The following is a 23,111-nucleotide window of genomic DNA, read 5'->3' as shown; positions in this document are numbered from 1 at the left end:
TAGTTTTGTAATGTTAAACCCTGTTTTAAGAAAAATATAAAGTAGTGCTAAAGTTGTCGAATATCATTTTGAATTTAAAATACTGTTATGCGCTTTTCTAACAGCTTTATTATAATTAGATTGATAATTTCTAACTACTTCTAGATCTCCTTTAAAACCCTTAAAAATATCATCAATTTGAGATATTAGAGTTGATTGTATTTTTATCACATCATTGCCATTTTCAGCAAATTGTGTATAATTGCGAATATTCCAATCAATTACAGACACCTTAAATTTAATAATTTCAATATCATTTAAAATCTCATCCTTTTTGTTTTTATCAGATTGCATCTGTAGATAGTAGAAATTACTTATTACAAGAGATATATTATCATTAAAATCTGTTGCATGCTTTAAAAATGTTTCAGCCCATTTTACTTGCCATTCTTTTTCCTTTAATGCACTAAGTTTAGAGTTTTCTATTTTTTTATTAATTGCTACCCCAAAAATAAATACTAGTAAGGGGGTAACACAAGAGATGATTAATCCAATTATCTCTAATGTTGTATCTAAAGTTATTCGTAGCATAATATTGAAATTTAAATTTTAATAAACTTTTCCCTCAAAACCTTCATTCCTTGGCTGGCTGTCATTGCTATTACTTCTACTTTGTTACCCAGATAAGGCAGGGTAGCAGGCTTAGGGTCTATATAAAACATTTTAGCACCGGGTTTGGCATAATCTACCAGGCCTGCCGCAGGATATACCTGCATACTGGTACCAATTACAATAATATAATCGGCTGCTTCCACATGGGGTATGGCCTGCATAATAGCAGGCACAGCCTCTCCAAACCAAACAATGTGCGGGCGTAATTGTTTGCCGGTTTGCGGGTGTAGGGTGCCTAATACAATATCTTCTTTCCAGTCTATAATGGCGGTTTCGCTTTGGGTGCACCTGGCTTTCATCAATTCGCCGTGAAGGTGAATTACATTAGTACTGCCTGCACGTTCGTGCAGGTCGTCTACATTTTGAGTAATAACGATAACCTCAAAATGGTTTTCCAGTGCTGCAATAATTTTATGGGCAGCATTAGGTTCAACTTCAAAAAGCTGCTGGCGGCGTTTATTATAAAAATCCAGCACCAGGGCAGGATTAGCACGGAAACCTTCCGGCGAGGCTACATCCATAACATCGTGGCCTTCCCAAAGTCCGCCTGCATCCCGAAAGGTTGCTACGCCACTTTCGGCACTTACGCCTGCCCCGGATAATACTGCAATTTTTTGTTTCATACCCAAATGTAATAAATATGCTATAATGTGAATGATTTTAATGTGCGCACAATAAAAAGGGAAGCAAAATGCTTCCCTTAGAAATAGTTTAAACGTTATTACACTTTACCCAGTGTATACAGTTGGTCCAGCGTAGGGGTGGGGCTTCCGCCTGTTGGCTCCAGAGTTATACCAAATGCTTGTGGGCCCTCATAATATTCCATTTTAAATACACCGCTATGCGCTGTTTTATTATCTATAATACCTATACTTGTTGGGGTAAACGGATCCAGCTGTAAAGCCCATACCTGATATACTTTTCCTTCCGGTGGTTCCGGAAGTCCGGCCACATCCACATAAATTTCGTTTTGGGCTTTGTTTATGTATACACTTGCATAGGCCTGTGGTGCCGCATCCTGCCCCTGTAACGGTATTTTTGTATTTAACGTATCGCGTAATATGCCCAACGCTTCATTTTTTTCTGTATTCTCTTTTTCGGCATTAACCAGCAATTGTTCAAATTTAGAACGTTGTGCTGTAACGGTTTGTATTTCGTCCTGTGCCTCATTATATTGGTAATACTGGTAAGCAATACCAAACATAAGTACTACTGAAGCCACCCAGCCAAGGTATGATGCCGTATTTCTTCTGGGTTGTAGTTGTACCACCTTTTGCCTTTCGAGTAACTTTTCTCGTATTGCCTCGTAGTTAGCTGATGATAAATTTGGAGAAATGCTATATGACAGATTTATGACTGCTTTTTCTATTGAAAGGATTTCTTCTGCTATGGCAGTATGCTGCTGAGATAGGCTATAAATTTCTGTATTTTCAGCTTCGCTCAAAAGCCCGAAAACATAAAGCTCTAATATGCCTGATTCTATATATTCTTCTATATTCATTATACTTCTAATATCGTTCTAAGTTCTTTAATACAATTACGGTTTTGTGTTTTTACCGTACCAAGTGGAATTTCAAGCTCTTCTGAGGCTTCCTGCTGGGTATACCCTTTAAAAAATAGCAGGTCTATCAGTTTAATGCATTTAGGTTTCAGTTTTTGTATAAAAGTTTTGATACCTATTGCATCTATTTTGCTGGTTACACTAGTGTTGTAATCAAGTAGATGTACGAAATTATCAGAAGATAGGTTTTTTCGGCTGTTATTATGGCTCTTAGAACGTAGCCTGTCTATAGTGGCGTTTCGTGCTATATTGAGTATCCACGTAAAAAAACGGCCTTTACTTTCGTTGTAGCTGTCCAGGTTTTTCCATATTTTTACAAATACTTCCTGTAGTACGTCTTCACTTTCCTCTTTATCGTTTAACATGTTGAATATTACCCCATAAAGGTTTTTGGAGTACATATCATAAAGAGCGGTAAAGGCTTTGGTGTCTTTTTTATAAATTTGCTCCAGTAATTCTTCCTGTGTCATGCATGGTAAGTTTGCTTACCCGAATATACAATTTTTTTAATAAGCCACTACATATATATGCGAAATACATTTGACGAACACTACCTTACCTACCTTGAAAATTTTATAACAGAGAGCCGTCGCGATAATTTTTTACGCATACTTGCACAGCGTACCAAGCACTTTACGGTTGCCATACAGGATGTGTACCAGCTGCATAATACAAGCGCCGTTTTGCGTACCTGTGAGGTTTTTGGAGTACAGGAACTTAACGTGATTGAAGAAAAATACGGTAAAAAAATAGATAAGGAAATTGCCCTTGGCGCCCAAAAGTGGGTAGATGTGTACCGCTTTAATGATACGCCCGGATGTATAGATAGCCTGAAACAAAAGGGGTACCGCATTATTGCCACATCGCCGCATAACGAATCGTGCCTGTTGGATGATTTTGATATATCGCAGCCTGCGGCTATTTTTTTTGGGACAGAGAAGAAAGGGCTAACGCAGGAGGTGCTTGATAATGCCGACGGTTATTTAAAAATACCGATGGCGGGTTTTACTGAAAGCCTTAATATATCATCTTCGGCAGCTATTGTAATACAAAACTTAACTAACAGGTTGCGCAATTCTGATCTTGCATGGCAGCTTAGCGATAAAGAAATATTGGAAAAACGTATTGACTGGGCACAAAAATCTATTAAGGATATTGATTTTATTACCCGGAAATATCTTGAAGAAGCTGTATCCTGACGTTATGTTAATTATGGTTTACCGCTTTGTAATTTTCATAACAGCCGCTTATGGCGTCCATAATCTGCAAATCGTTAGCGGTGGAAATAAAATCAGCCGAATAGCTGCATTCTTCTAATATTTTAGCAATTTCCTCTTTGGTAATGCCAAGCAATGCAGCAAGTGTTTCACGATCATATTTTGAGGCAAGCGCATTGCGTACCGCATCATCTTTTTTCATTTCGCGCAGCCTGCGCATTTCGGCCGGTTTTTTACCAAATATATTGTGCAGCATATCAGCAGGGTTCATTACAGAGCTTACTATCTTTTTAAAAGCGTTTGGTGAGTGTTCTCCGCCTTCATAACCTATGCCAAGGCCTGAAATATCATACCGGTAATTTTCTTTTACAGGGGCCAGTTTAGAGTCAATTTGCAAATATCCTGTTAAATGGTATTTGTCAATTACAACTTCATCCAGGGTATAGGCACGCTCTGTAAGCGGAATTTTTGTAGTGGTGGCATTGTTAATCCAGTCATTGGTTACCTTTACTTTTAAAGACTGATACCCAATAAACGAAATATGCAGTGTATCATTAACCGATGCTTCTATGGTAAAATTACCTTTGGTATCTGTAACGGTTCCCTTTACTTTATTAATATTTATAACGCTTACTCCCACTACCGGCAATAGTGTAATATCTGACACTATTGTGCCTGATATTGTTTGCTGGCTGCCTTCCTGCTGTTTACCGGATTGTTTTTCCTGGCTGTAGGCAGTTAGGGTAAAAAGGGATAATAAAAAAACTACAAAATATCTCATCGGTTTATTTTATGTTGTAAAAGTAATAAACAAACGCGATATTTTGTAGTTAGTATGTGGTATATTAAAAATTTTTAACGGCTAAGTACAGCCTGTTAACCTCTTTTAGGCTTTTTTTCCCTGAAAGGGGCATCACTACGGCGTGGCGGTTTTCTGTCGCGGGTATTTCTTCCGGCAAAGTCGCTACGCCTGTCATTTTTTGAATTGCTGCGGCCGTTGTGGTCCCTGCGGCGGTCTCTGGTGTTGTCATTTTTAGACACTTCAACATTAATACGGCGGCCTTCAAGGTGCATGCTGTTAAGCACACTCATCACTTCTTCTGCATGGGCTGCATCGGTGTTAAAGAAAGAGAATCCTTCTTTTACATCCACTTTAAAAATATCATCTCGGCCCAGGCCAAGGGTATCACGTAAAAAGTCTTTCAGGGTCATCCAGTCAAAATCATCACGCGAGCCTATATTTATAAAAAAGCGTACGGCACCACCGGCAGATGAAAAATCTTCGGCACTGCGGTCGTTTCCAGATCTGCTGCTGGAAATATCTTTATTCTTTTTATAGTAATTAAGAAAACGGTTAAACTCCACAGAAACCATTTTTTTAATCAGTTCTTCTTTGCTAAGGTCTTTCATTACCTCATATATAGCCGGAAGATACGAGTCTATTTCGTGGTCTACTTCTACATCATGAATTTTGTTAGCAAGGTGTAGTAACTGTATTTCACAAATTTCCATACCAGATGGTATGCTCTTTTCCTCAAACTTTTGCTTAATAGTCCTTTCTATGGCAGAAATTTTGCGCATTTCGCTCTTAGTAGTAATCACTATAGAGGTACCCAGTTTACCGGCACGGCCTGTACGGCCACTACGGTGGTTATAGGTTTCTATATCATCAGGCAGCTGGTAGTTTATTACATGCGTTATATTGTCTACATCTATACCGCGTGCAGCAACATCGGTTGCCACAAGCATTTGTATCTGCCTGCTACGGAACGATTTCATTACGCTGTCGCGCTGTGCCTGGCTTAGGTCGCCATGCAGGGCTGCAGCATTATATCCGTTATCAATAAGTTTTTCGGCAACTGCCTGGGTATCGCGCTTAGTACGGCAAAACACTACCGAAAATATATCGGGGTTGGCATCGGCAAGGCGTTTTAAAGCTTCATAACGGTCGCGTGCATTCACAAGGTAAAACTCATGCGATACAGTTGAAGAACCGGAGTTTTTGTGGCCTACTGTTATTTCAAGCGGCTTGCGCATAAACTCCCTTGCTATACGGGCAACTTCCTGCGGCATGGTAGCACTAAACAACCATGTACTTTTATCTTCGGGGGTGTTAGAGAGTATAGATACTATATCATCATAAAAGCCCATGTTAAGCATTTCATCAGCTTCATCAAGAATGCAGTAATCTATTTGGGTAATGTTAACAAGCCCACGGTTTATCATATCCTGCATACGGCCGGGCGTTGCCACAATAATCTGTGCGCCGCGTTTTACATCGCGTGCCTGGTCATTAATACTCGCGCCGCCGTAAACGGCAACGGTATTAAGGCCGTGTATGTATTTTGAATATAATTTTATCTCGTTTGTAATCTGCAGGCAAAGTTCGCGTGTGGGAGAAAGGATAAGCGCCTGCGTGCTCCTGTTCTCCGGGTCTATTTTCTGGATTAGCGGGAAACCGAAAGCTGCAGTTTTTCCTGTTCCGGTTTGCGCCAGTGCAACTATATCAGTATCTTTTTCAAGTAATAAGGGAATTGCTTTTTCCTGTACTTCAGATGGGGTTTCAAATCCAAGGTCATTAATCGCTTTCAAAAGCGCTTCATTAAGCCCTAATTGTTCAAATTTGTTCATATATGCTTTAAATAAGCCGCAAAGGTACGTTTTATTAAGCATATTAGCTAATGCGCTACGCAGAATTATTTTTACCCTAATTACTGAATGTCAATATGTTATTTGTTGAGGAAATCTATAAGCTTTTTTACCGCCCTGCCACGGTGGCTCATTGCTGTTTTTTCCTGTAAAGAAATTTGCGCAAAAGTAAGGTTTTTGCCTTCCGGCTTAAATACAGGGTCATAACCAAAACCTTTATCGCCTGTTTTCTCTTCTGTAATTATTCCGTTTACTATACCTGTAAACAGATATTGACTACCGTTTAGGTTAAGCGCTATAACTGTTTTAAAATTGGCAGACCTGTCTTTTGCGGTTTTTAATTCGGCCAGCAGTTTATCCATATTGGCGTTGGCATCTTTAGCCTCTCCTGCATATCGTGCGCTGTATACCCCGGGTGCGCCATTTAGTGCAGTAACCTCCAGCCCGGTATCATCGGCAAAGCAGTTATAGCCGTAGTTTTTGGTTACATAATCGGCTTTTAAAATAGCATTTCCTTCAATAGTAGTGGCAGTTTCGGGTATCTCCTCAAAACAGCCTATGTCTTCAAGGCTTAAAAGTTCTATATCACCTGGTAACTGGTGCTTTATTTCTTCTATTTTGTTCTTATTGTTTGAGGCAAAAACTAATTTCATACGGTATATGGGTCGCGGTTTTGTTTACTGCAAAGTAAATCGGTAATTCCCGAAATTACAAACCAACGCACTTTTTTGCCTTTGCGTACCCCGGCTGCTGTTGAAATTACAGCAATAAACTCAAAAATGTTTAAAAATAATACAAAAGCCAGGTAGGCCCAATATAGTGCTGACGGTGTTGTTAGTGCACCTTCCGGTATTGAAATATTAGTGTAATACCGCTTTGGCAGGCCAAAAGGGTTACCGTTTAATATTACCCTTGATGAAATTATGTTGATTGTCCATAACAGGGCTATGCTGTTAAATGGTATTACAATGCATTGGGCTAACAGTGCCTGTAGTGAGTGCCAGCGTACAAAATATGATGCTTTTCTTTTTGCCAGGTAATAAATAAGGGCAGCAATAATATTAATAACGGGCAGGGGAACCCCCGCAATAACGGTTACAACTGCCATGAGATAAGCATTGCCAGCCTCTTCATACTCATAAAGTTGTTGTGCTTTATTAGGGGAATTGTCTGTCATAAGCCTTTATGTATATTCCACAACCAGTTGGCTGCCGTTGCTATAACAAAAAATGCGATTACCCATTTTGTTTTTAAAACTTCTTCAGTTTTGTGATACGCTTTGTGATAGGTGTTTTTGTTAGTAAACAGGTCATAACCTAACCATAGTGGGGCTATAAGCATAAAAAGGGCAATAAATATGCCCAGGGGATTTATTAAAACAGCTTTAATTACATGACCCTGAGCCAGTGTTAGTACTGCACGTGTGCTGCCGCAGCCGGGGCAGGGCAGGCCTGTAGTGTTTTTAAACAGGCATAAGGTGGTTGTACTGTGGGTATGGTTATTAAATAAAAAAGCCCAACACAAATAGCCATAACCTGCCACAAGTAAAAGCCCCGTGAGCAGGTATAGCCTTTTTTTTGTCATTAGCCTAAAAGCATTTGCATTTTTTCCATGTTCTTTTCGCGGGCAGCATCCTGTATCAGGAACCAGTCTACAATGGCCCAGATGCCACAGCCGCCTGCTGTTAAAAGCTTACCCACACCAAGGCCGGTATCGCCAATGTAAAAGCGGTCAATACCTAAACCACCTGCAAAAATAGAAATTAACAATGTGGTATCCGGTGCTTTTAACTCAATGCTTTGTACGGCAAACCACTTAGATTCGTCAAGAATTAAAAGGCGGTCGCGAAGGTATTGAAGATGTGCAGGCTTAAAATACTTGCTGTTTACCATAAGGTAATTTTCAACTTTAGATTGTTCCATTATAATGTATGTTTATTGGTTTTGCGTAAATATAATAAAAAAGTTATTCTGTAATAATAAAAATAAGGATATAGTAATAATTTATGATAAATTATGTTTAGGAGTTACAGTTTTTAAATGCCTAACTTAACCTGTGCTTAATGAATTGTAAATATATTATGAGAGTTGCAATTTAATAACTAATTTTGGTGCGTTTTTTTAAACAAACAATAATATATATTTGAATGTATGGTTAAAGATTTATTCGAAAGGATTCAAAAAAATAAAGGCCCGTTAGGTAAATGGGCTTCCCAAGCCGAAGGCTATTACGTATTTCCTAAGCTTGAAGGCGACCTGAGCAACAGGATGATGTTTCATGGTAAGGAGGTAATTAACTGGAGTATAAATGATTATCTTGGGCTTGGCAATCATCCGGAGGTGCGTAAAGCGGATGCTGAAGCGGCTGCTGAATTTGGTGCGGCATACCCTATGGGGGCACGTATGATGAGCGGTCACACCAGCTGGCATGAAAAACTGGAGCAGGAATTAGCCTCTTTTGTAAAGAAAGAATCGGCCTACCTTTTAAATTTTGGTTATCAGGGTATGGTAAGCACCATAGACGCCCTGGTATCTAAAAATGATATTATTGTATATGATGTAGATTCTCATGCCTGTATTATAGATGGCGTACGCCTGCATATGGGTAAGCGTTTTACTTACATGCATAACGACGTGGAGAGCCTTGAGAAAAATCTTGAAAGGGCTACTAACATGGCCGAGCAAACCGGCGGCGGTATTTTGGTAATTACCGAAGGTGTGTTTGGTATGCGCGGGCAGCAGGGTAAAATTAAAGAGATAGTTGCCCTTAAAGAAAAATACAACTTCAGGCTGCTGGTAGATGATGCCCATGGCTTTGGTACGCTTGGCGCTACTGGCGCAGGTGCAGGTGAGGAACAGGGATGCCAGGATGGTATAGATGTATACTTTTCTACCTTTGCAAAATCTATGGCTGGTATAGGTGCATTTCTTGCCGCGGATAAAGACGTTATAGACTTTTTAAAGTATAACCTTCGCTCTCAGATGTTTGCTAAGGCACTGCCTATGATATTTGTGAAAGGAGCCCTTAAACGCCTTGAAATGCTGCGTACTATGCCAGAGCTTAAAGCAAAGTTGTGGGAGAACGTAAACGCGTTGCAAAACGGCTTAAAACAAAAAGGATTTAACATAGGCGATACTAATACCTGCGTTACACCAGTATATCTTGAAGGTAGCATACCAGAGGCTATGGCACTGGTAAATGACCTGAGGGAAAATTATAATATATTCCTGTCTATCGTAGTATATCCGGTAATACCTAAGGGTATTATATTATTAAGGATGATACCTACAGCTTCTCACAACATGGATGATATTGAACAGACACTGAATGCCTATGAGGCCATACGCGAAAAGCTTGAAAACGGTACTTATAAGCAATTAGCAGAACGTAATACCGTAGATGTTTCTGAATAACTGAAATTCAGTTCTATATAACAAAACAAGCTGCCAAAAGGCAGCCTGTTTTGTTATAACTATATAATTTTTATTTATACTTCTTTTAAGTTATAAATCTTTGCGATATGTCCTGCGGCGCTTATGGATTCTTGCATTAAAGGCTTTCCATAAATTATGCACAGCATGGTTTTCTTCCAACTCAGGTGTACGGATGCACATCTCTACCTTATTTTTTGTAAAAGATTCATAATTTTCTTCAAATATAATAGCAGTAAGCCCTTTATTCTGGTATTTTTCATCAATACCAATAAGGTAAAAGGCCACACTTTTACTGCGTTTTTTTGCCCGTAACAGGTGTATGAACCCAAAGGGGAACAACCTGCCGTTTGCTTTTTTTAGCGCATCGGCAAAATCAGGCATCACAATGCTAAAAGCAACCATTTTGCCTTCTTTATCAACAATAAACTTAATATATTCCGGGTTTATGAGGCCAATGTATTTCTTTTTGAAATAATCACGCTGGGCATCGGTAACAGCCACAAAAGAAGAAAGTTTTTCATATGTTTTATTAAACAATGCAAACATTTCATCTACATAAGGCATTACATCTTTAGTTTTGGTAAGGCGCAGCGGGGTTAGCCCATAGCGCTTTTTAACCATTTCACTAGCGCGCCTAAAATCATCAGGGTTAATATTAGAAAACGGAAATTCGCTTTCAATCCATTCTTTTTCCATAACATAGCCCAGTTGCTCTAAATGTTCTTTATAATACTCGGGGCTATACCAGCTTATGGCAGTACCTTTTTCTTTAAAGCCTTCGGTAAGTACACCCACCTTGTCCAGATTGTTAAAGCCCATAGGGCCCTCGGTATATTCAAGGTTGTGCTGCCGGCCATATTCATATACTTTTTCCAGCAAGGCTTTGGTTACCTCAATGTCATCTATTACATCAAACCAGCCAAAGCGTATTTTGCGTATTTGCTGTTCTTTTATCTCCTGCCAGTTTATTATAGCGGCAATTTTTCCTACGGGCTTATTGTTTTTATAAGCCATATAAAATTTTGCTTCTGCATTTTCAAACGCCGGATTTTTTGTTTTATCAAAGGTTTCCAGCTCATCGCTTATAAGAGGGGGTATCCAGTAAGGGTTATCTTTAAATAATGTAAAAGAAAATTTAATAAACTCCTTAAGTTCTTTTTTTGTTGTAACTTCTTTTATCGAGATCATAAAAATTAATTTCCGTCCGGGTCAGTATCAAATTCACGCTTTGCTTCGCGCTTTTTCTTCTTTCTGTCACGTTCTTTTTTTTCTTTCGCCTTGTCTTCTTCCAACAGGTCTTCACGGTTGCCTTTACCGGGCAGCAAAATGTCATTGTAATCGGCATCAAAACGCCATGAAAAGCCAATGCCGCCATATAGTATAGAAGGTGTGTTTTTAAAGTTGGTACTAATAGAGGCATCAATCTGCATAGTATCGCTAAGCAGGTGTGCAGCCCCAATACGGGTAATGCCATCGGCATAATAATCACTGCTATAGCCCTGTACTTCAAAAAAGCCAGACCATTTTTCATTAAACCCACGGGTTAATGTAGTAATGAATCCGTAGCTGGGATAATCAGTAGTAATTTTATCGGCTATAATATTGTTTACCCAAACCCATTTGCCAAAATGATTTTGTAATAAAATCATGGCCTTGGGGCTAAAACCGTCTTCCGGAAAGCTGTATGGCGTTTTTCCCTGTAGGTTTACCCCGGCATAAACGGCAACGGCGGGTATAATACTATGCCATTTAAATTTATGGTTGGCTTTCCAGCTTTTAAGGTTTACTTCGGGCTTATAATTTTTATCAGGGTCAAACACCAGGTATTTGGCGCCAATTACGGCCTGCCTGAAATCATTACGGGTATAGGTATATAAAGCATCACTATACTGGTCTACCTCATACTGAATATTGGTTACAATTTCTAATTCCTCAAAAAATACACCATAGCGCAGGCTCAGGTCAAATACCCCGCCATAGCTTTCATAATTAAGTATGTTATGCTTTTCCATACGGGCGTTAACGCCTGTCTCTATCTGAAAAACAGTTTTACCTACCGCAAATGCCATCATAGACTGGCCGGGGCGGTTGCTGTTAATCTGGTCTGTATATTGTGCATGGGAAACCACTGAAAAAAGGACTGCCGTAAAAAGTAAAATCTTCTTCATAAAATACTGTTTGGCTCGTTTATTGTAATACTGTAAACAATTCCAAAAGTACTATATTTATTATTATTTTGGATGTTTTAATTTATATTTAAGTAGTATTTTACGTATTTTTGACAAAATTTTGTGACATGGATTTAGCTTATTTTTCATCCTTTATAAGAACCGTTTTAATTATAATAGTAGCTTTTTATGCATTGAGGTTTATAATGAAACTGCTTGCACCTGTAATTGTGCAGCAGGTAGTTAAGAAAGCCGAACAACATATGTATGAAAGCCATACCAAACAGGATGATTACCGGCAGCCCCGGCAAAAAGCCGCTGAAAAACCACAGGAAAAGAAAAAAGTAGGCGAGTATATAGATTTTGAAGAGATAGAATAACATTATAAATAAAACCTGTTAGTGCGCTGACAGGTTTTTATTTTTTAAGGCCACAGCCTGCTTTATTTTTTAGGAAAATAAGTATCTTCACACCGTTTTTACAGACTTATTTTCTTCACATGAAAAATTTAAACAGGTTTTACCCTCACTTTCTGGCCATCATTGGTTTTGTAATTGTATCATTGGTTTATTTTTATCCGGTACTGCAAAAAAAACAGATATACCAGTCAGATATTGTACAATACACGGGTATGGCCCGCGAACAAAATGATTTTCGCCAGCAAACCGGCGATGAGCCTTACTGGGCCAATAATGCCTTTGGCGGTATGCCAACCTACCAATTGGGTGCAAAATATCCCCACAATTACATTAAACAGTTAGACAGTGTGCTGCGCTTTTTGCCCCGCCCTGCTGATTATGTTTTTATATATTTCCTTGGCTTTTATATTCTTTTATGCGCTTTGCGTATAGATCCACTAAAAGCTTTTTTTGGCGCACTTGCCTTTGGATTAAGTACTTACCTTATTATAATACTGGGTGTTGGGCATAATGCCAAGGCTCATGCCATTGCCTATATGCCTATGGTTGTGGCAGGTGTGTTGTTGGTTTTCAGGCGGCGCTATGTTATTGGGGGGCTGCTCACTATGCTGGCAACGGCTTTAGAAATTAATGCCAACCACTTCCAGATGACATATTACCTGCTGTTGCTATTGCTGGTTATAGGGATATGGTTTACAGTGAAATTTATAAAGAATAAAGAGTATAAGCACCTGTTTGCTTCTATAGTCATATTGCTATTTGGCGCCATATTGTCAGTAGGGGCTAATGCTTCTAACCTTATGGCAACGGCAGAATATACCAAATTCAGCATACGCAGTAAAAGTGACCTTACCATTAAACCCGATGGCAGTACCGACACTAATACTGCTGCTATGGACTATGACTATATTACTGAATATAGTTATGGTGTGACCGAAAGCCTTGACCTTATTGTGCCACGTATGTTTGGTGGCGGAAACAGGGAAGATGTTGGCGAAAACAGTGTGATGTATGATTTTTTACTGGCCCAGGGAGCATCTGCCGCTGATGCTAAAAACTTTGCTGCCAATGTACCCACCTATTGGGGAGACCAGCCCATTGTAGAAGCCCCGGCTTATATTGGGGCTATAGTATTTTTTCTGGCGGTACTGGCGCTGTTTATTGACAGGCGTAAAGTAAAATATGCTTTTCTTATTGGGGCTATAGTTTCTTTATTGCTCTCCTGGGGTAAAAACTTTCCGGTACTCACTAACTTTTTTATAGATTTTGTGCCCCTGTATGATAAATTCAGGGCGGTTTCATCTATACAGGTTATACTGGAATTGTGTATGCCTGTGCTGGCTTTTATGGGATTACAGTCGTTTTTTACCACCGATAAAAAAGACCAATGGCAGGCATTATGGAAATCGGCTTCGGTGTGCCTGGGGCTGTTGGCGCTGATTTTTGTTTTTAAAGGCAGTTTTGACTTTGCCGGAATGAATGACCAGATGTATATGCAAATGTACGGGCAATTAGGTCCTGCGTTTGTAGAGGCACTACAGGAACAACGCATGGAAATGTATACGGCTGATGTACTCCGTTCGTTTTTGTTTATTGCCTTTGCTACGGGGTGCCTTTATGCGGCATATAAAGAAAAATTATCTGCCACCGTAACCGTGGTGCTTATTGGCAGTGCTTTGGTAATTGACTTATTTGCTTTTGATAAAAACTATGTAAATACAGCCGATTTTGTAAGTGCCCGCACAATGGAGCAGCCTTTTACCGCTTCGCAGGCTGATAATTATATTTTGCAGGACACCAGCTATTACCGTGTGTATGATGTGGGCGGAAGGTTAAACGGCCGTGCTTCGTACTTTTATAATTCTGTTGGTGGCTACAGTGCTGTGCGCCCGCAAAAAATGGATGAACTATTTACCTATAGGGTTGAGCCGGAGCTGCAGGGGCTTATTAGTACTATTGACCAGCAAAATATGGCATTAGGCAAGAGCCTTCCGGTGCTTGATATGCTTAATATAAAATACATGCTTTTGCAGGCAGGCGGTGACCAGACTGTACCCATTGCCAACCCGCATGCCAATGGCGCTGCCTGGTTTGTAAAAAATGTAGAAAAAGTAACCACTGCCAATCAAGAAATTGAGGCGTTAAAAACACTTGATACTAAAAACACGGCACTGGTAAATACAGCGGCCAATAAAGGTATTTCACTTTCTGCTGATTATGCTGCTGACAGTACTGCCACAATACAATTGCTTACCCATAAGCCCAATTATCTTAAATACCGGTCTGAAAATAAAGGTAAAAGGCTCGCTGTGTTTTCTGAGGTGTATTACCCCAAAGGCTGGCAGGCGTATATTGACGGTAAACCTGCCACGCATTTTGTGGCAGACTATACCTTACGGGCTATGGAGGTACCTGCGGGAACACATACCATAGAGTTTAAATTTGATCCACAGGTTATAAAAACCGGCGGCACCATTTCTCTTATAAGCTGTATACTAATGCTTTTACTTATTGCCGGGGGGCTGTATTACTATTTCCGTATACAGAAAGCCCCGCAGGCAGCCTAAACTATTTATATGCAAACTACAGGCGAACCATCTGCTAAGCTGAAGGTTTTAATAATTACATATTACTGGCCACCAGCCGGGGGGCCGGGAGTACAGCGATGGCTTAAATTTGTGAAATATTTACCCGGTTACGGTGTGGAACCTGTGGTGTACATTCCACAAAATCCCTCATATCCGTTGCAGGATGAACGCCTGATAGAAGAAATTCCCGATGGCGTTACTATTATTAAACAAAAAATTACAGAGCCTTATGCGTGGGCCTCGGTACTTTCTAAAGGCAGCGCGAAAAAAATAAGCAGTGGCATAATACCTGACAAGAAAAAACAAAGCATTGTACAAAGGCTTATGCTGTGGGTTAGGGGTAATGTTTTTATACCTGATGCACGGGTGCTGTGGGTTAAGCCATCTATACGCTATTTAACCGATTACCTTAAAAACAACCCTGTAGATGTGGTAATAACCACAGGGCCGCCACACAGCCTGCACCTTATTGGCCTGGGACTAAAAAAGAGAAATAATATAAAATGGATTGCCGATTTTAGAGATCCATGGACAAGTATTGGTTACCATAAAGAACTTAAACTTTCTAACCGGGCGGCAAAAAAACATAAATTTCTTGAAAAACATGTGCTTACCTCGGCAGATCATATTGTAGTTACCAGCCCAACCACAAAAAAAGAATTTGAGGGACTGACAAATGTGCAGGTGTCAGTTATTACAAACGGATATGACACCGAAAAAATTTCGCATCAACCCCTTGATGAAAAATTTTCTATAGCCCACATAGGCTCATTACTGTCAGAACGTAACCCACAGGTGTTATGGCAGGTGTTGGCAGAACTGACAAAACAGCAGCCAGATTTTGGCAAATTTCTTGAAATTAAGCTTATAGGGGCTGTCAGCAAGGAAGTATTGCATGCTATGCATGAGCACGGGCTTGGCAGTTATATTACTACTATGGGATATGTGCCCCATGCCGAAGCGATTACCCAACAAAGAAAGTCGCAACTATTACTTTTAATTGAAATAGACCGCGAAGAAACCAAAGGAATTATACCCGGAAAACTATTTGAATATATGGTTTCTGAAAGGCCATTACTGGCTATTGGCCCCAAGGGAGCAGATATAGAATCTATAATAAAATCTACCAATACCGGGGTTTTTGCTACTTATCAGCAAAAAGCATTAATAAAGCAGGCCATTCTACAGTATTTTGAGCACTATAAAAAGGGTGAGTTATTTTCTCATGCTATTGGTTTACAGCAATATTCGCGTAAAAAACTTACCGAAAGCCTTGCCGACTTAATTAAACAGTGTAGTACATAACAACTATAAATATAGTTAGGGTAGGTATAAAAAGTAAGCCCCGCTATCTTGAGAAGATAACGGGACTTAACAAACCAACCAACCAATTATTAATAAACCTCAAAAAGAATTTTGAGATTCTCTTTAAATATATCAATTAACGTGCCAAACATTTTATATTGATATATTATATATTTTGTCAAAATTTTCTGTAAATATAAATAATTATTTTTGAATTTAATACCAGTTAATAAATAAATATTTTCTGCTTTTTAAAATCGCTGTAATAATCATATATACGCATATATCAGTAAGTTGGTTTTAAAATATTACAACATCATACCTCCTGATACTTCTATACGCTGCCCGTTAACCCAACGCCCTTCTTCGCTACATAAAAAGGCCAAAACGCCACCAATATCTTCGGGTAATCCTACACGGCCCAAGGCTGTTGCGCCGGCAACCTGTTTGTTAACTTCAGCATTATCCCTTACATGGCCATTGCCAAAATCAGTTTCAATAGCACCGGGGGCAACTACGTTGGCAGCTATACCGCGTGGGCCGAGTTCTTTTGCCAGATAGCGCGTCAACACCTCTACAGCGCCCTTGGTTGCGCCGTATGCTGATGACCCGGGAAAAGAAAAACGTGCCAAGCCAGATGAGATATTGATAATACGGCCGCCGTCATTCATAAAATTTAATGCTTTTTGGGTAAGAAAAAATACACCTTTATAATGAATATCTATTATATCATCAAACTGCTGCTCTGTAGTTTCCATAAAAGGGGCATACAGTGCCGTACCGGCATTATTTATAAGGAAGTCAAAATTTTTGCTGCCTGTTTCTTCTTTAAGGTGCGATGTTACTTTTTCTAAAAAGCCATCAAATTCTGCCACATTTGCAGTGTTGAGTTGTAGGGCAAGTGCTTTTTGGCCTATGGCTTCTATCTCTGCCACTACTTCGTCGGCTTTTTGTTTGTTACTGTTATAGGTAAATACTATATCTATACCTTTTTTAGCTATGTTAAGGGCCATATCCCTGCCAAGTCCGCGGCTTCCGCCTGTTACTAATGCAATTTTGTTTTTTGCTGCCATCTTTATTATTTTTTAGTTATTAATTTTGATATAACAAAGGTAAGTCAGCAGGGCAGGGCAGTGTTTGCAAAGTTCAATCGGTTATTTGTAAAATTCAAATATTATCATGACCTGAAAGTAAGCGGCGCAAGTTCAGTTTGTTTTTTAAAAAAGTTTGAAAAATGTGCCACTTCATCAAAACCCAGGCTGTAGGCAATTTGCGAAATATTCCAATCGGTTTGTTTAAGTAGTATTTTAGCCTCCTGTACCATGCGGCGGCTGATAAACTCTGTGGTTGTTTTGCCTGTTTTCTCCTTTAAAACTTTATTAAGGTGGTTTACATGTATGGCAAGCCTTTCTGCAAACTCTTTAGCAGACCGCAATTTTAGTTTCTGGTTTGGCGATTCTATAGGGAACTGCCGCTCCAGCAACTCTATAAATAGGGAAATAATACGCTCTGAAGCATTTTGTGAAGAGTGCAAAGTTGAGGCCGGCTGTAACTTTTGCCCGTGGTGTATAAGTTCCAGCACGTAGTTGCGGAGCAGATCATACTTATATTCATAATCAGAATTAATTTCTTTTTTCATCTTATTGAAAATGAAGTGTAAGTCATCTGCCTCTTCATCCGATAGTTCAAATACCGGATACCCCCCAGATCTAAAAATTGGTAATTCATCAAGCACAACACCGCTTTTATTTTTCAGCAAAAAATCATCTGTAAAAACACAAAAAGCGCCTGCCTGGTTTTCGTCCTGAGGCACCCAATGGTAAGGCACTTTAGGTGTAGCAAATAACAAAGCATTTTTTTCTACCTGTATAATTTTATCAGCGTATTCGGCCCTGTTTTTACCGCGTATCAGGCTTATTTTATAGTAGGCCCTTCGGTTATATGGCATAGTATTTTTGAGCTTAACCTCTTTCATGGTTTCGGCAATATCAAATATATTAAAGTGGCCTATATCCTTATTTATGCCGGGAGGTAGGAGTGTGGCAATATCTTTTCCCGTAAATTCGGCAGCCTCTTTATAAAACTCATCGAGTGATTTATTTTGTATGTCCATAGCAACAAAAATTTGTAAAAATCAAAGATATTAAATAATTTGACAGTTACGGTCATAAATTCTATGATATAAAAAACCCAGGTTTTAGTATTGTTGGAGGTGTGAAATATCCTGTCCTGTAATTGTGAAATACCTTAAAAAAATAAAATGTTGAAAAGGATTTTTTATGGGTTAATGTATTGGTTATAAATGCATAACGTAAAAATAGCTTTTCTTTTACTCTTACACAGCCAATGCAACAATTATTGCCAAAATGAGAAAGAAAAACAGTATTGTGTATATAGTTATGTGAGGTTTTTCTTCTTTTTGAGGTTCTGGGTCGATGTGGGTTTGGCTTTTGTGCTCTTCCAGAACGGCTATACGCTTTATGTAGCGGGTATTGCCATCGGCCAGTTTAATGAGCTTGGCATGGATGACGGGTTTATGCTCATTGTTAAGGAAAATTCCTGCAACCAAAACCTCGTCCATAATAAGGTTATTGGTGGCTACATCTCCGGTATATATCAGAAAATCAATAGTTTCATCTGAAAGCGTATTGCTTATAACTGTAAAAAGAGCATTGCGGTCTATATTTCCCCCGGCATTAAAAATACGTTCCTTAATATTTTTAAAGAGCAGCAGGTAAGAGGTAGGTGAGGTTTGCCCTTCCCGGTTTCGGTAGGTATAACTTTTGCGGTACCCTTGTGCATAATCATATTCATTACGTTTTATACTGTTATTCAGTACTATATATGATTCTGATATCTCTTTAAAACGCTCTTCGCTGGCGGCATCACCAGCATTTTTATCGGGGTGGTATTTCAGTGCCAGCAACCTATACGCTTTTTTAATATCCTCCTGAGATGCACCCGGTTTTACCCCCAATATTTTATAGTAGTCTTTCATTTAGAAAAGACAAGTTACTAAAATTTTTTAGAAAATTTATATACAATTAGGCCTGTATTTCCTGCTGTGAGGCTTCTTTTTCCGTAACAATTAATGTAGAATATCATGAAGGACACCCAGAAAATTAGCAGTATGATTAGCATGGCTTGGTGTTTAAACAATAACTACTTATATCTAAGTTTTATCAATACATAATTCTATTGATCAGCCATAGAATCCCAAAAATCCGTATCCATTTTTTTTATTTCGATAGTTTGTTCTACCTGCATTCCTAAACCGTAATCATAAATATAAGCAGCTAATTCTTTTCCGTCAATCAGTACCACAGTTGTATTTCCATAAAGATTTTCAACATATTCTAAAGCTCCTTTCGAAAAATATGATGTAGTAATAAATACTCCTTTATTTGATTGTGCAACAGCCAAAGCGCCAACAAAACGTTGTATTTCTTCACGGCTAACCGCAATATCTAGACGATAGCGTTTTGCCTGAATGTTAATTCTTCCAAATCCTAATATATCTTCCTTTATAATACCATCTATCCCACCATCGTTTGACTGTTTGGTTACCAAACCAGAGTTCTTAACCTCTCCACCATAGCCCATTTTTTGCAACAGCAATACCACTAATTTTTCAAATGCTGCCGGAGTTTTGCCTAAAATAGTACTAAGTATCTCATCATAAATAGAGCTTCTTATATTATTAAACGATGTGTAAAGTTTTTCTTGTGGTGTTGACCTTTCGTTTATATCAAGTATTTTAATTTCAGGATTTTTATTTACCTTCTTTATCTTATCTCTTTTGGCAACTTCATGGTCAACAAATTGATTAATGTATTCAGGGGTTTTATTTTTTAGCATTTCCAGGCCCTTTGAGTTTATTGTATAAAGACCTCTTCCAGGTTTATCTAAAAGTGAAGCCATATTTAAATAGCTCAACGCCCATGAAATTCTATCGTAAAAAATATGTCCGTTTCCCGAAGGATACATTTCGTTTACTTCTTCATCTGTTAATTTGAATTCCTGAGCCAAAGGATCAAGAAAATCTTTCAGTTTCATAGTGCGACCGTCAGCAAGCAATTTTAAAGCTGACATTCTTAACTCATCATATTTAGGTATTGACATTTATAAGGTTTGATAGGTTTAACGTTTAAATGATTTATACATTAATCATAAAAATATAAAATATTTTTTATGCTTAAGAAAAATACACATCTCCTAACCCCTGTAAAGAGGGGAACAGCACATACTTATTTTCGTAATGCATGTAATAACTTGAATTTGAAACCTTTAACTTTAAACCCTAAACTTGAAACAATTACAACTTCTCCCTCAAATACTCCCCCGTAATACTTTTAGGGTTTTTAGCTACTTCTTCCGGGGTGCCAAAGGCTACTAAATGCCCGCCGTTTTCACCACCTTCGGGGCCTATATCTATAATATAGTCTGCACATTTAATCAGGTCAAGGTTATGTTCTATAACAATTATAGAATGCCCTTTGTCTATCAGCGCATCAAAGCTTGCCAGTAATTTTTTAATATCGTGAAAGTGCAGCCCTGTGGTGGGTTCATCAAACACAAAAAGGGCTTTGTCTTTAGTAACACCCTTTACAAGAAATGACGCCAGTTTAATACGCTGCACCTCGCCACCCGAAAGGGTAGAGGAGCTTTGCCCCAACTGCACATAACCTAAGCCTACATCCTGTAACGGTTGTAGCTTAGTCATGATCTTGGTTTGTTTATACTCACTGAAAAATGCCACGGCATCATCAATGGTCATGGTCAGTATGTCGTCTATGTTTTTACCTTCAAAGGTTACCTCCAGTATTTCCTTTTTAAAGCGTTTGCCATGGCAGGTTTCGCACTCCAAATGCACATCTGCCATAAACTGCATTTCTATGGTAACCTCGCCTTCACCTTTACAGGTTTCGCAGCGGCCGCCATCTACGTTAAACGAAAAATGCTTGGCCTGGTAGCCGTGTATTTTAGACAGTTTTTGTTTTGAGAATAAATCTCGGATGTCATCATACGCCTTAATGTAAGTAACCGGATTGGAGCGTGAGCTGCGCCCAATAGGGTTCTGGTCTACATATTCAATATGCTTAACATGCTTGTAATTGCCCCGTAGCTCAGTAAACTGCCCGGCTTTTTCACCCACGCCTTCCAACTCTTTCTGCAGGGCAGGGAAGAGTATTTTTTTAACCAATGTACTTTTTCCACTACCCGAAACCCCGGTGATTACCGTAAGGCAATCTAACGGAAAAGTAACATCTATATTTTTAAGGTTGTTTTCGCGGGCACCCACCGCCTCTACATGGTGCTTAAACTTGCGGCGTTTTTTAGGTACACTTATTTCAAGGTCGCCATTAAGGTATTTTGCAGTTAGCGAATCGCTTTTAAGGATTTCGTCAAAAGTACCCTGCGCAACTAACTCCCCACCATGCGTACCCGCTTCGGGGCCAATATCTATTATCATGTCGGCCTGCTTCATAATATCTTCATCGTGTTCAACCACTATAACAGTATTACCAAGGTCTCGCAGGCCTTCCAGCACTTTTATAAGGCGCTCAGTATCCTTTGGGTGCAGCCCTATTGATGGCTCATCCAGAATGTACATACTGCCCACAAGGCTGCTGCCCAGCGAAGTAGCCAGGTTAATGCGCTGGCTCTCACCGCCTGATAGTGTGTTAGAACGGCGGTTGAGTGTTAGGTAATCCAAACCTACTTCCTGCAAAAAGCTCAGGCGGTTGTTTATCTCTACCAAAAGCCTTTTGGCAATCTTTGCATCATAATCATTAAGTTGCATTTCTGCAAAAAATGTGATCAGGTGTTTAATAGGCTGGTCTACCAGGTCAGTAATCGTCCTGTCGGCTATTTTTACGTAATTAGCTTCCGGGCGCAGGCGTTTGCCTTTACACTCCGGGCATTTGGTTTTACCGCGGTAACGGCTCAGCATTACACGGTTTTGTATCTTATAGTTTTTTTCTTCAAGCTCCGCAAAAAAGTCGTTCAGCCCTGTAAAATATTTATTGCCGGTCCAAATCAAATGCCGGTCTTTTTCACTCAGTTCATAATACGGTTTATGGATGGGAAAATCAAATTTATGTCCGTTATTAACCAGTTGGTCGCGGTACCAGCCCATGCTCTCACCACGCCAGGGGTAAATGGCATTTTCATAAACCGAAAGCCCCGTGTTGGGTACTACCAAATCTTCGTCTATGCCAATAATGCTGCCGTAACCTTCGCAGGCAGGGCAGGCACCATAGGGGTTATTAAAACTAAAAAGGTGTACGTTGGGTTCTAAAAACGTCATCCCGTCAATTTCAAAATTATTGCTGAACGGCAGGCGGTTGCCCGTACTTACCTCCTGTAAAAAAGATTCGCCTTTACCTTCGTAAAAAGCGGTTTGTACAGCATCGGCAAGGCGGTTATAAAATTCTTCCTCATCCTTAACCACAATACGGTCTACCACCAATAGCACCTCTTTATTGGTAAAATCTACACCGCTAAGCTCATCCAGGCGCAGGGTTTCGTTATCCACCAAAATACGGGCAAAGCCCTGTTGCAGCAGTACACCCAGTTTTTCTTCTATGCTACGGCCTTTTTCAGTATGCACAGGGGCGAGCAGTAGCCAGCGGCTACCCTGTTCAAAACCTTTAACGGTATTTACTACATCGGTAACGGTATCTTTTTTTACCTCACGTCCCGAAACAGGGGAGTAGGTGCGCCCCACACGGGCAAACAGCAGTTTAAGGTAGTCGTATATTTCGGTACTGGTGCCCACGGTACTGCGGGCATTGGTAGTATTTACCTTTTGCTCTATGGCAATAGCCGGGGCAATACCCTTAATGTATTCTACCTTTGGTTTATCAAGCCTGCCCAAAAACTGGCGGGCGTAGCTGGATAAACTTTCTACATAACGGCGCTGGCCTTCGGCATACAGGGTATCAAACGCCAGGCTGGACTTGCCTGAACCGGAAAGCCCTGTAACCACTACGAGTTTGTTACGCGGAATGGCAACATCTATATTTTTAAGGTTGTGTAGTTGTGCACCTTTTATAAGTATGTTTTTCTTTGGTTCGAGGGTAGAAAAGTCGGTTTTAATCATAGCAAAAAAATAAT

General features: G+C 39.5%; 22 protein-coding genes. 5 read left to right on the top strand and 17 right to left on the bottom strand.

From position 1 onward, the window contains the following. Positions 1–63 precede the first annotated feature (63 nt). The 4 genes from ABS766_RS02805 to ABS766_RS02790 all read right to left on the bottom strand — a co-directional run bounded on the left by ABS766_RS02805 (position 64) and on the right by ABS766_RS02790 (position 2,682). Positions 64–570 (bottom strand): hypothetical protein, encoded by a 507-nt coding sequence (locus tag ABS766_RS02805; RefSeq protein WP_408083588.1) that lies wholly within the window; start codon positions 568–570, stop codon positions 64–66. Positions 571–581: 11 nt separating this feature from the next. Beyond that, on the bottom strand, positions 582–1,274 hold the full coding sequence (locus ABS766_RS02800; protein ID WP_408083587.1) for an SIR2 family NAD-dependent protein deacylase: 693 nt from the start codon (positions 1,272–1,274) through the stop codon (positions 582–584). 98 nt (positions 1,275–1,372) lie between these two features. Further along, positions 1,373–2,152: an anti-sigma factor gene (locus ABS766_RS02795; RefSeq protein ID WP_408083586.1), complete on the bottom strand. Its 780-nt coding sequence runs from the start codon at positions 2,150–2,152 to the stop codon at positions 1,373–1,375. Further along, positions 2,152–2,682 carry an RNA polymerase sigma factor gene (locus ABS766_RS02790; RefSeq protein ID WP_408083585.1) on the bottom strand — a complete coding sequence of 177 codons (531 nt, stop codon included), beginning with the start codon at positions 2,680–2,682 and terminating at the stop codon, positions 2,152–2,154. Before ABS766_RS02790 ends, ABS766_RS02795 begins: the two co-directional genes overlap by 1 nt. Positions 2,683–2,739: 57 nt before the next feature. On the opposite strand from ABS766_RS02790, the gene ABS766_RS02785 reads away from it, so the two are divergent. Further along, positions 2,740–3,411 carry a TrmH family RNA methyltransferase gene (locus ABS766_RS02785; protein ID WP_408083584.1) on the top strand — a complete coding sequence of 224 codons (672 nt, stop codon included), beginning with the start codon at positions 2,740–2,742 and terminating at the stop codon, positions 3,409–3,411. Positions 3,412–3,418: 7 nt separating this feature from the next. Here ABS766_RS02785 and ABS766_RS02780 read toward each other — a convergent pair whose 3' ends face one another. The 6 genes from ABS766_RS02780 to ABS766_RS02755 form a co-directional block, all read right to left on the bottom strand. Continuing rightward, the gene (locus tag ABS766_RS02780) at positions 3,419–4,210 is read right to left on the bottom strand and encodes a carboxypeptidase-like regulatory domain-containing protein (RefSeq protein ID WP_408083583.1); all 792 of its coding nucleotides are present in this window, start codon (positions 4,208–4,210) and stop codon (positions 3,419–3,421) included. A 95-nt stretch (positions 4,211–4,305) separates the two neighbouring features. Continuing rightward, positions 4,306–6,060 (bottom strand): DEAD/DEAH box helicase, encoded by a 1,755-nt coding sequence (locus ABS766_RS02775; protein ID WP_408083582.1) that lies wholly within the window; start codon positions 6,058–6,060, stop codon positions 4,306–4,308. A gap of 98 nt (positions 6,061–6,158) precedes the next feature. Continuing rightward, positions 6,159–6,731 carry a non-canonical purine NTP diphosphatase gene (locus ABS766_RS02770; RefSeq protein ID WP_408083581.1) on the bottom strand — a complete coding sequence of 191 codons (573 nt, stop codon included), beginning with the start codon at positions 6,729–6,731 and terminating at the stop codon, positions 6,159–6,161. Then, positions 6,728–7,255, bottom strand: coding sequence for a hypothetical protein (locus ABS766_RS02765; RefSeq protein ID WP_408083580.1), 528 nt, complete (start codon positions 7,253–7,255; stop codon positions 6,728–6,730). Before ABS766_RS02765 ends, ABS766_RS02770 begins: the two co-directional genes overlap by 4 nt. Then, positions 7,252–7,662: a DUF2752 domain-containing protein gene (locus tag ABS766_RS02760; RefSeq protein WP_408083579.1), complete on the bottom strand. Its 411-nt coding sequence runs from the start codon at positions 7,660–7,662 to the stop codon at positions 7,252–7,254. Before ABS766_RS02760 ends, ABS766_RS02765 begins: the two co-directional genes overlap by 4 nt. Next, positions 7,662–8,000: a TM2 domain-containing protein gene (locus tag ABS766_RS02755; protein ID WP_408083578.1), complete on the bottom strand. Its 339-nt coding sequence runs from the start codon at positions 7,998–8,000 to the stop codon at positions 7,662–7,664. Before ABS766_RS02755 ends, ABS766_RS02760 begins: the two co-directional genes overlap by 1 nt. 228 nt (positions 8,001–8,228) lie before the next feature. Here ABS766_RS02755 and ABS766_RS02750 point away from each other — a divergent pair, with 228 nt between their 5' ends. Next, positions 8,229–9,491, top strand: coding sequence for an aminotransferase class I/II-fold pyridoxal phosphate-dependent enzyme (locus ABS766_RS02750; RefSeq protein WP_408083577.1), 1,263 nt, complete (start codon positions 8,229–8,231; stop codon positions 9,489–9,491). 90 nt (positions 9,492–9,581) lie between these two features. Here ABS766_RS02750 and ABS766_RS02745 read toward each other — a convergent pair whose 3' ends face one another. Both ABS766_RS02745 and ABS766_RS02740 read right to left on the bottom strand, forming a co-directional pair. Continuing rightward, the gene (locus tag ABS766_RS02745) at positions 9,582–10,700 is read right to left on the bottom strand and encodes a GTP cyclohydrolase (RefSeq protein WP_408083576.1); all 1,119 of its coding nucleotides are present in this window, start codon (positions 10,698–10,700) and stop codon (positions 9,582–9,584) included. Between the two features lie 5 nt (positions 10,701–10,705). Then, on the bottom strand, positions 10,706–11,680 hold the full coding sequence (locus ABS766_RS02740; protein WP_408083575.1) for a transporter: 975 nt from the start codon (positions 11,678–11,680) through the stop codon (positions 10,706–10,708). 128 nt (positions 11,681–11,808) lie between these two features. On the opposite strand from ABS766_RS02740, the gene ABS766_RS02735 reads away from it, so the two are divergent. From ABS766_RS02735 to ABS766_RS02725, 3 genes are all read left to right on the top strand, one after another. Continuing rightward, positions 11,809–12,060, top strand: coding sequence for a DUF4834 domain-containing protein (locus tag ABS766_RS02735; RefSeq protein WP_408083574.1), 252 nt, complete (start codon positions 11,809–11,811; stop codon positions 12,058–12,060). A gap of 119 nt (positions 12,061–12,179) precedes the next feature. Beyond that, entirely contained in the window at positions 12,180–14,666 is a 2,487-nt protein-coding gene (locus ABS766_RS02730) for a YfhO family protein (RefSeq protein ID WP_408083573.1), read from the top strand. Between the two features lie 9 nt (positions 14,667–14,675). Further along, a complete protein-coding gene (locus ABS766_RS02725; protein WP_408083572.1) occupies positions 14,676–15,992 on the top strand; it encodes a glycosyltransferase family 4 protein in 1,317 nt (438 codons plus the stop codon). A 308-nt stretch (positions 15,993–16,300) separates the two neighbouring features. On the opposite strand, the gene ABS766_RS02720 is transcribed toward ABS766_RS02725, so the two are convergent. The 5 genes from ABS766_RS02720 to uvrA all read right to left on the bottom strand — a co-directional run bounded on the left by ABS766_RS02720 (position 16,301) and on the right by uvrA (position 23,097). Further along, positions 16,301–17,065, bottom strand: coding sequence for an SDR family NAD(P)-dependent oxidoreductase (locus tag ABS766_RS02720; protein ID WP_408083571.1), 765 nt, complete (start codon positions 17,063–17,065; stop codon positions 16,301–16,303). A gap of 104 nt (positions 17,066–17,169) precedes the next feature. Then, entirely contained in the window at positions 17,170–18,105 is a 936-nt protein-coding gene (locus ABS766_RS02715; protein ID WP_408083570.1) for a helix-turn-helix domain-containing protein, read from the bottom strand. 222 nt (positions 18,106–18,327) lie between these two features. Then, positions 18,328–18,990 carry a DnaJ domain-containing protein gene (locus ABS766_RS02710; protein ID WP_408083569.1) on the bottom strand — a complete coding sequence of 221 codons (663 nt, stop codon included), beginning with the start codon at positions 18,988–18,990 and terminating at the stop codon, positions 18,328–18,330. A 197-nt stretch (positions 18,991–19,187) separates the two neighbouring features. After that, positions 19,188–20,114, bottom strand: a complete 927-nt coding sequence (locus tag ABS766_RS02705; RefSeq protein ID WP_408083568.1) for a restriction endonuclease — start codon at positions 20,112–20,114, stop codon at positions 19,188–19,190. Between the two features lie 193 nt (positions 20,115–20,307). Beyond that, positions 20,308–23,097 (bottom strand): excinuclease ABC subunit UvrA, encoded by a 2,790-nt coding sequence (uvrA, locus tag ABS766_RS02700; protein ID WP_408083567.1) that lies wholly within the window; start codon positions 23,095–23,097, stop codon positions 20,308–20,310. Positions 23,098–23,111: the final 14 nt, after the last annotated feature.

Source organism: Flavobacterium rhizosphaerae (assembly GCF_046000445.1).
GTDB lineage: Bacteria > Bacteroidota > Bacteroidia > Flavobacteriales > Flavobacteriaceae > Flavobacterium > Flavobacterium rhizosphaerae.
The sequence above is the reverse complement of the archived record's forward strand: the minus strand, read 5'-3'. Positions and strand labels throughout refer to the sequence as shown.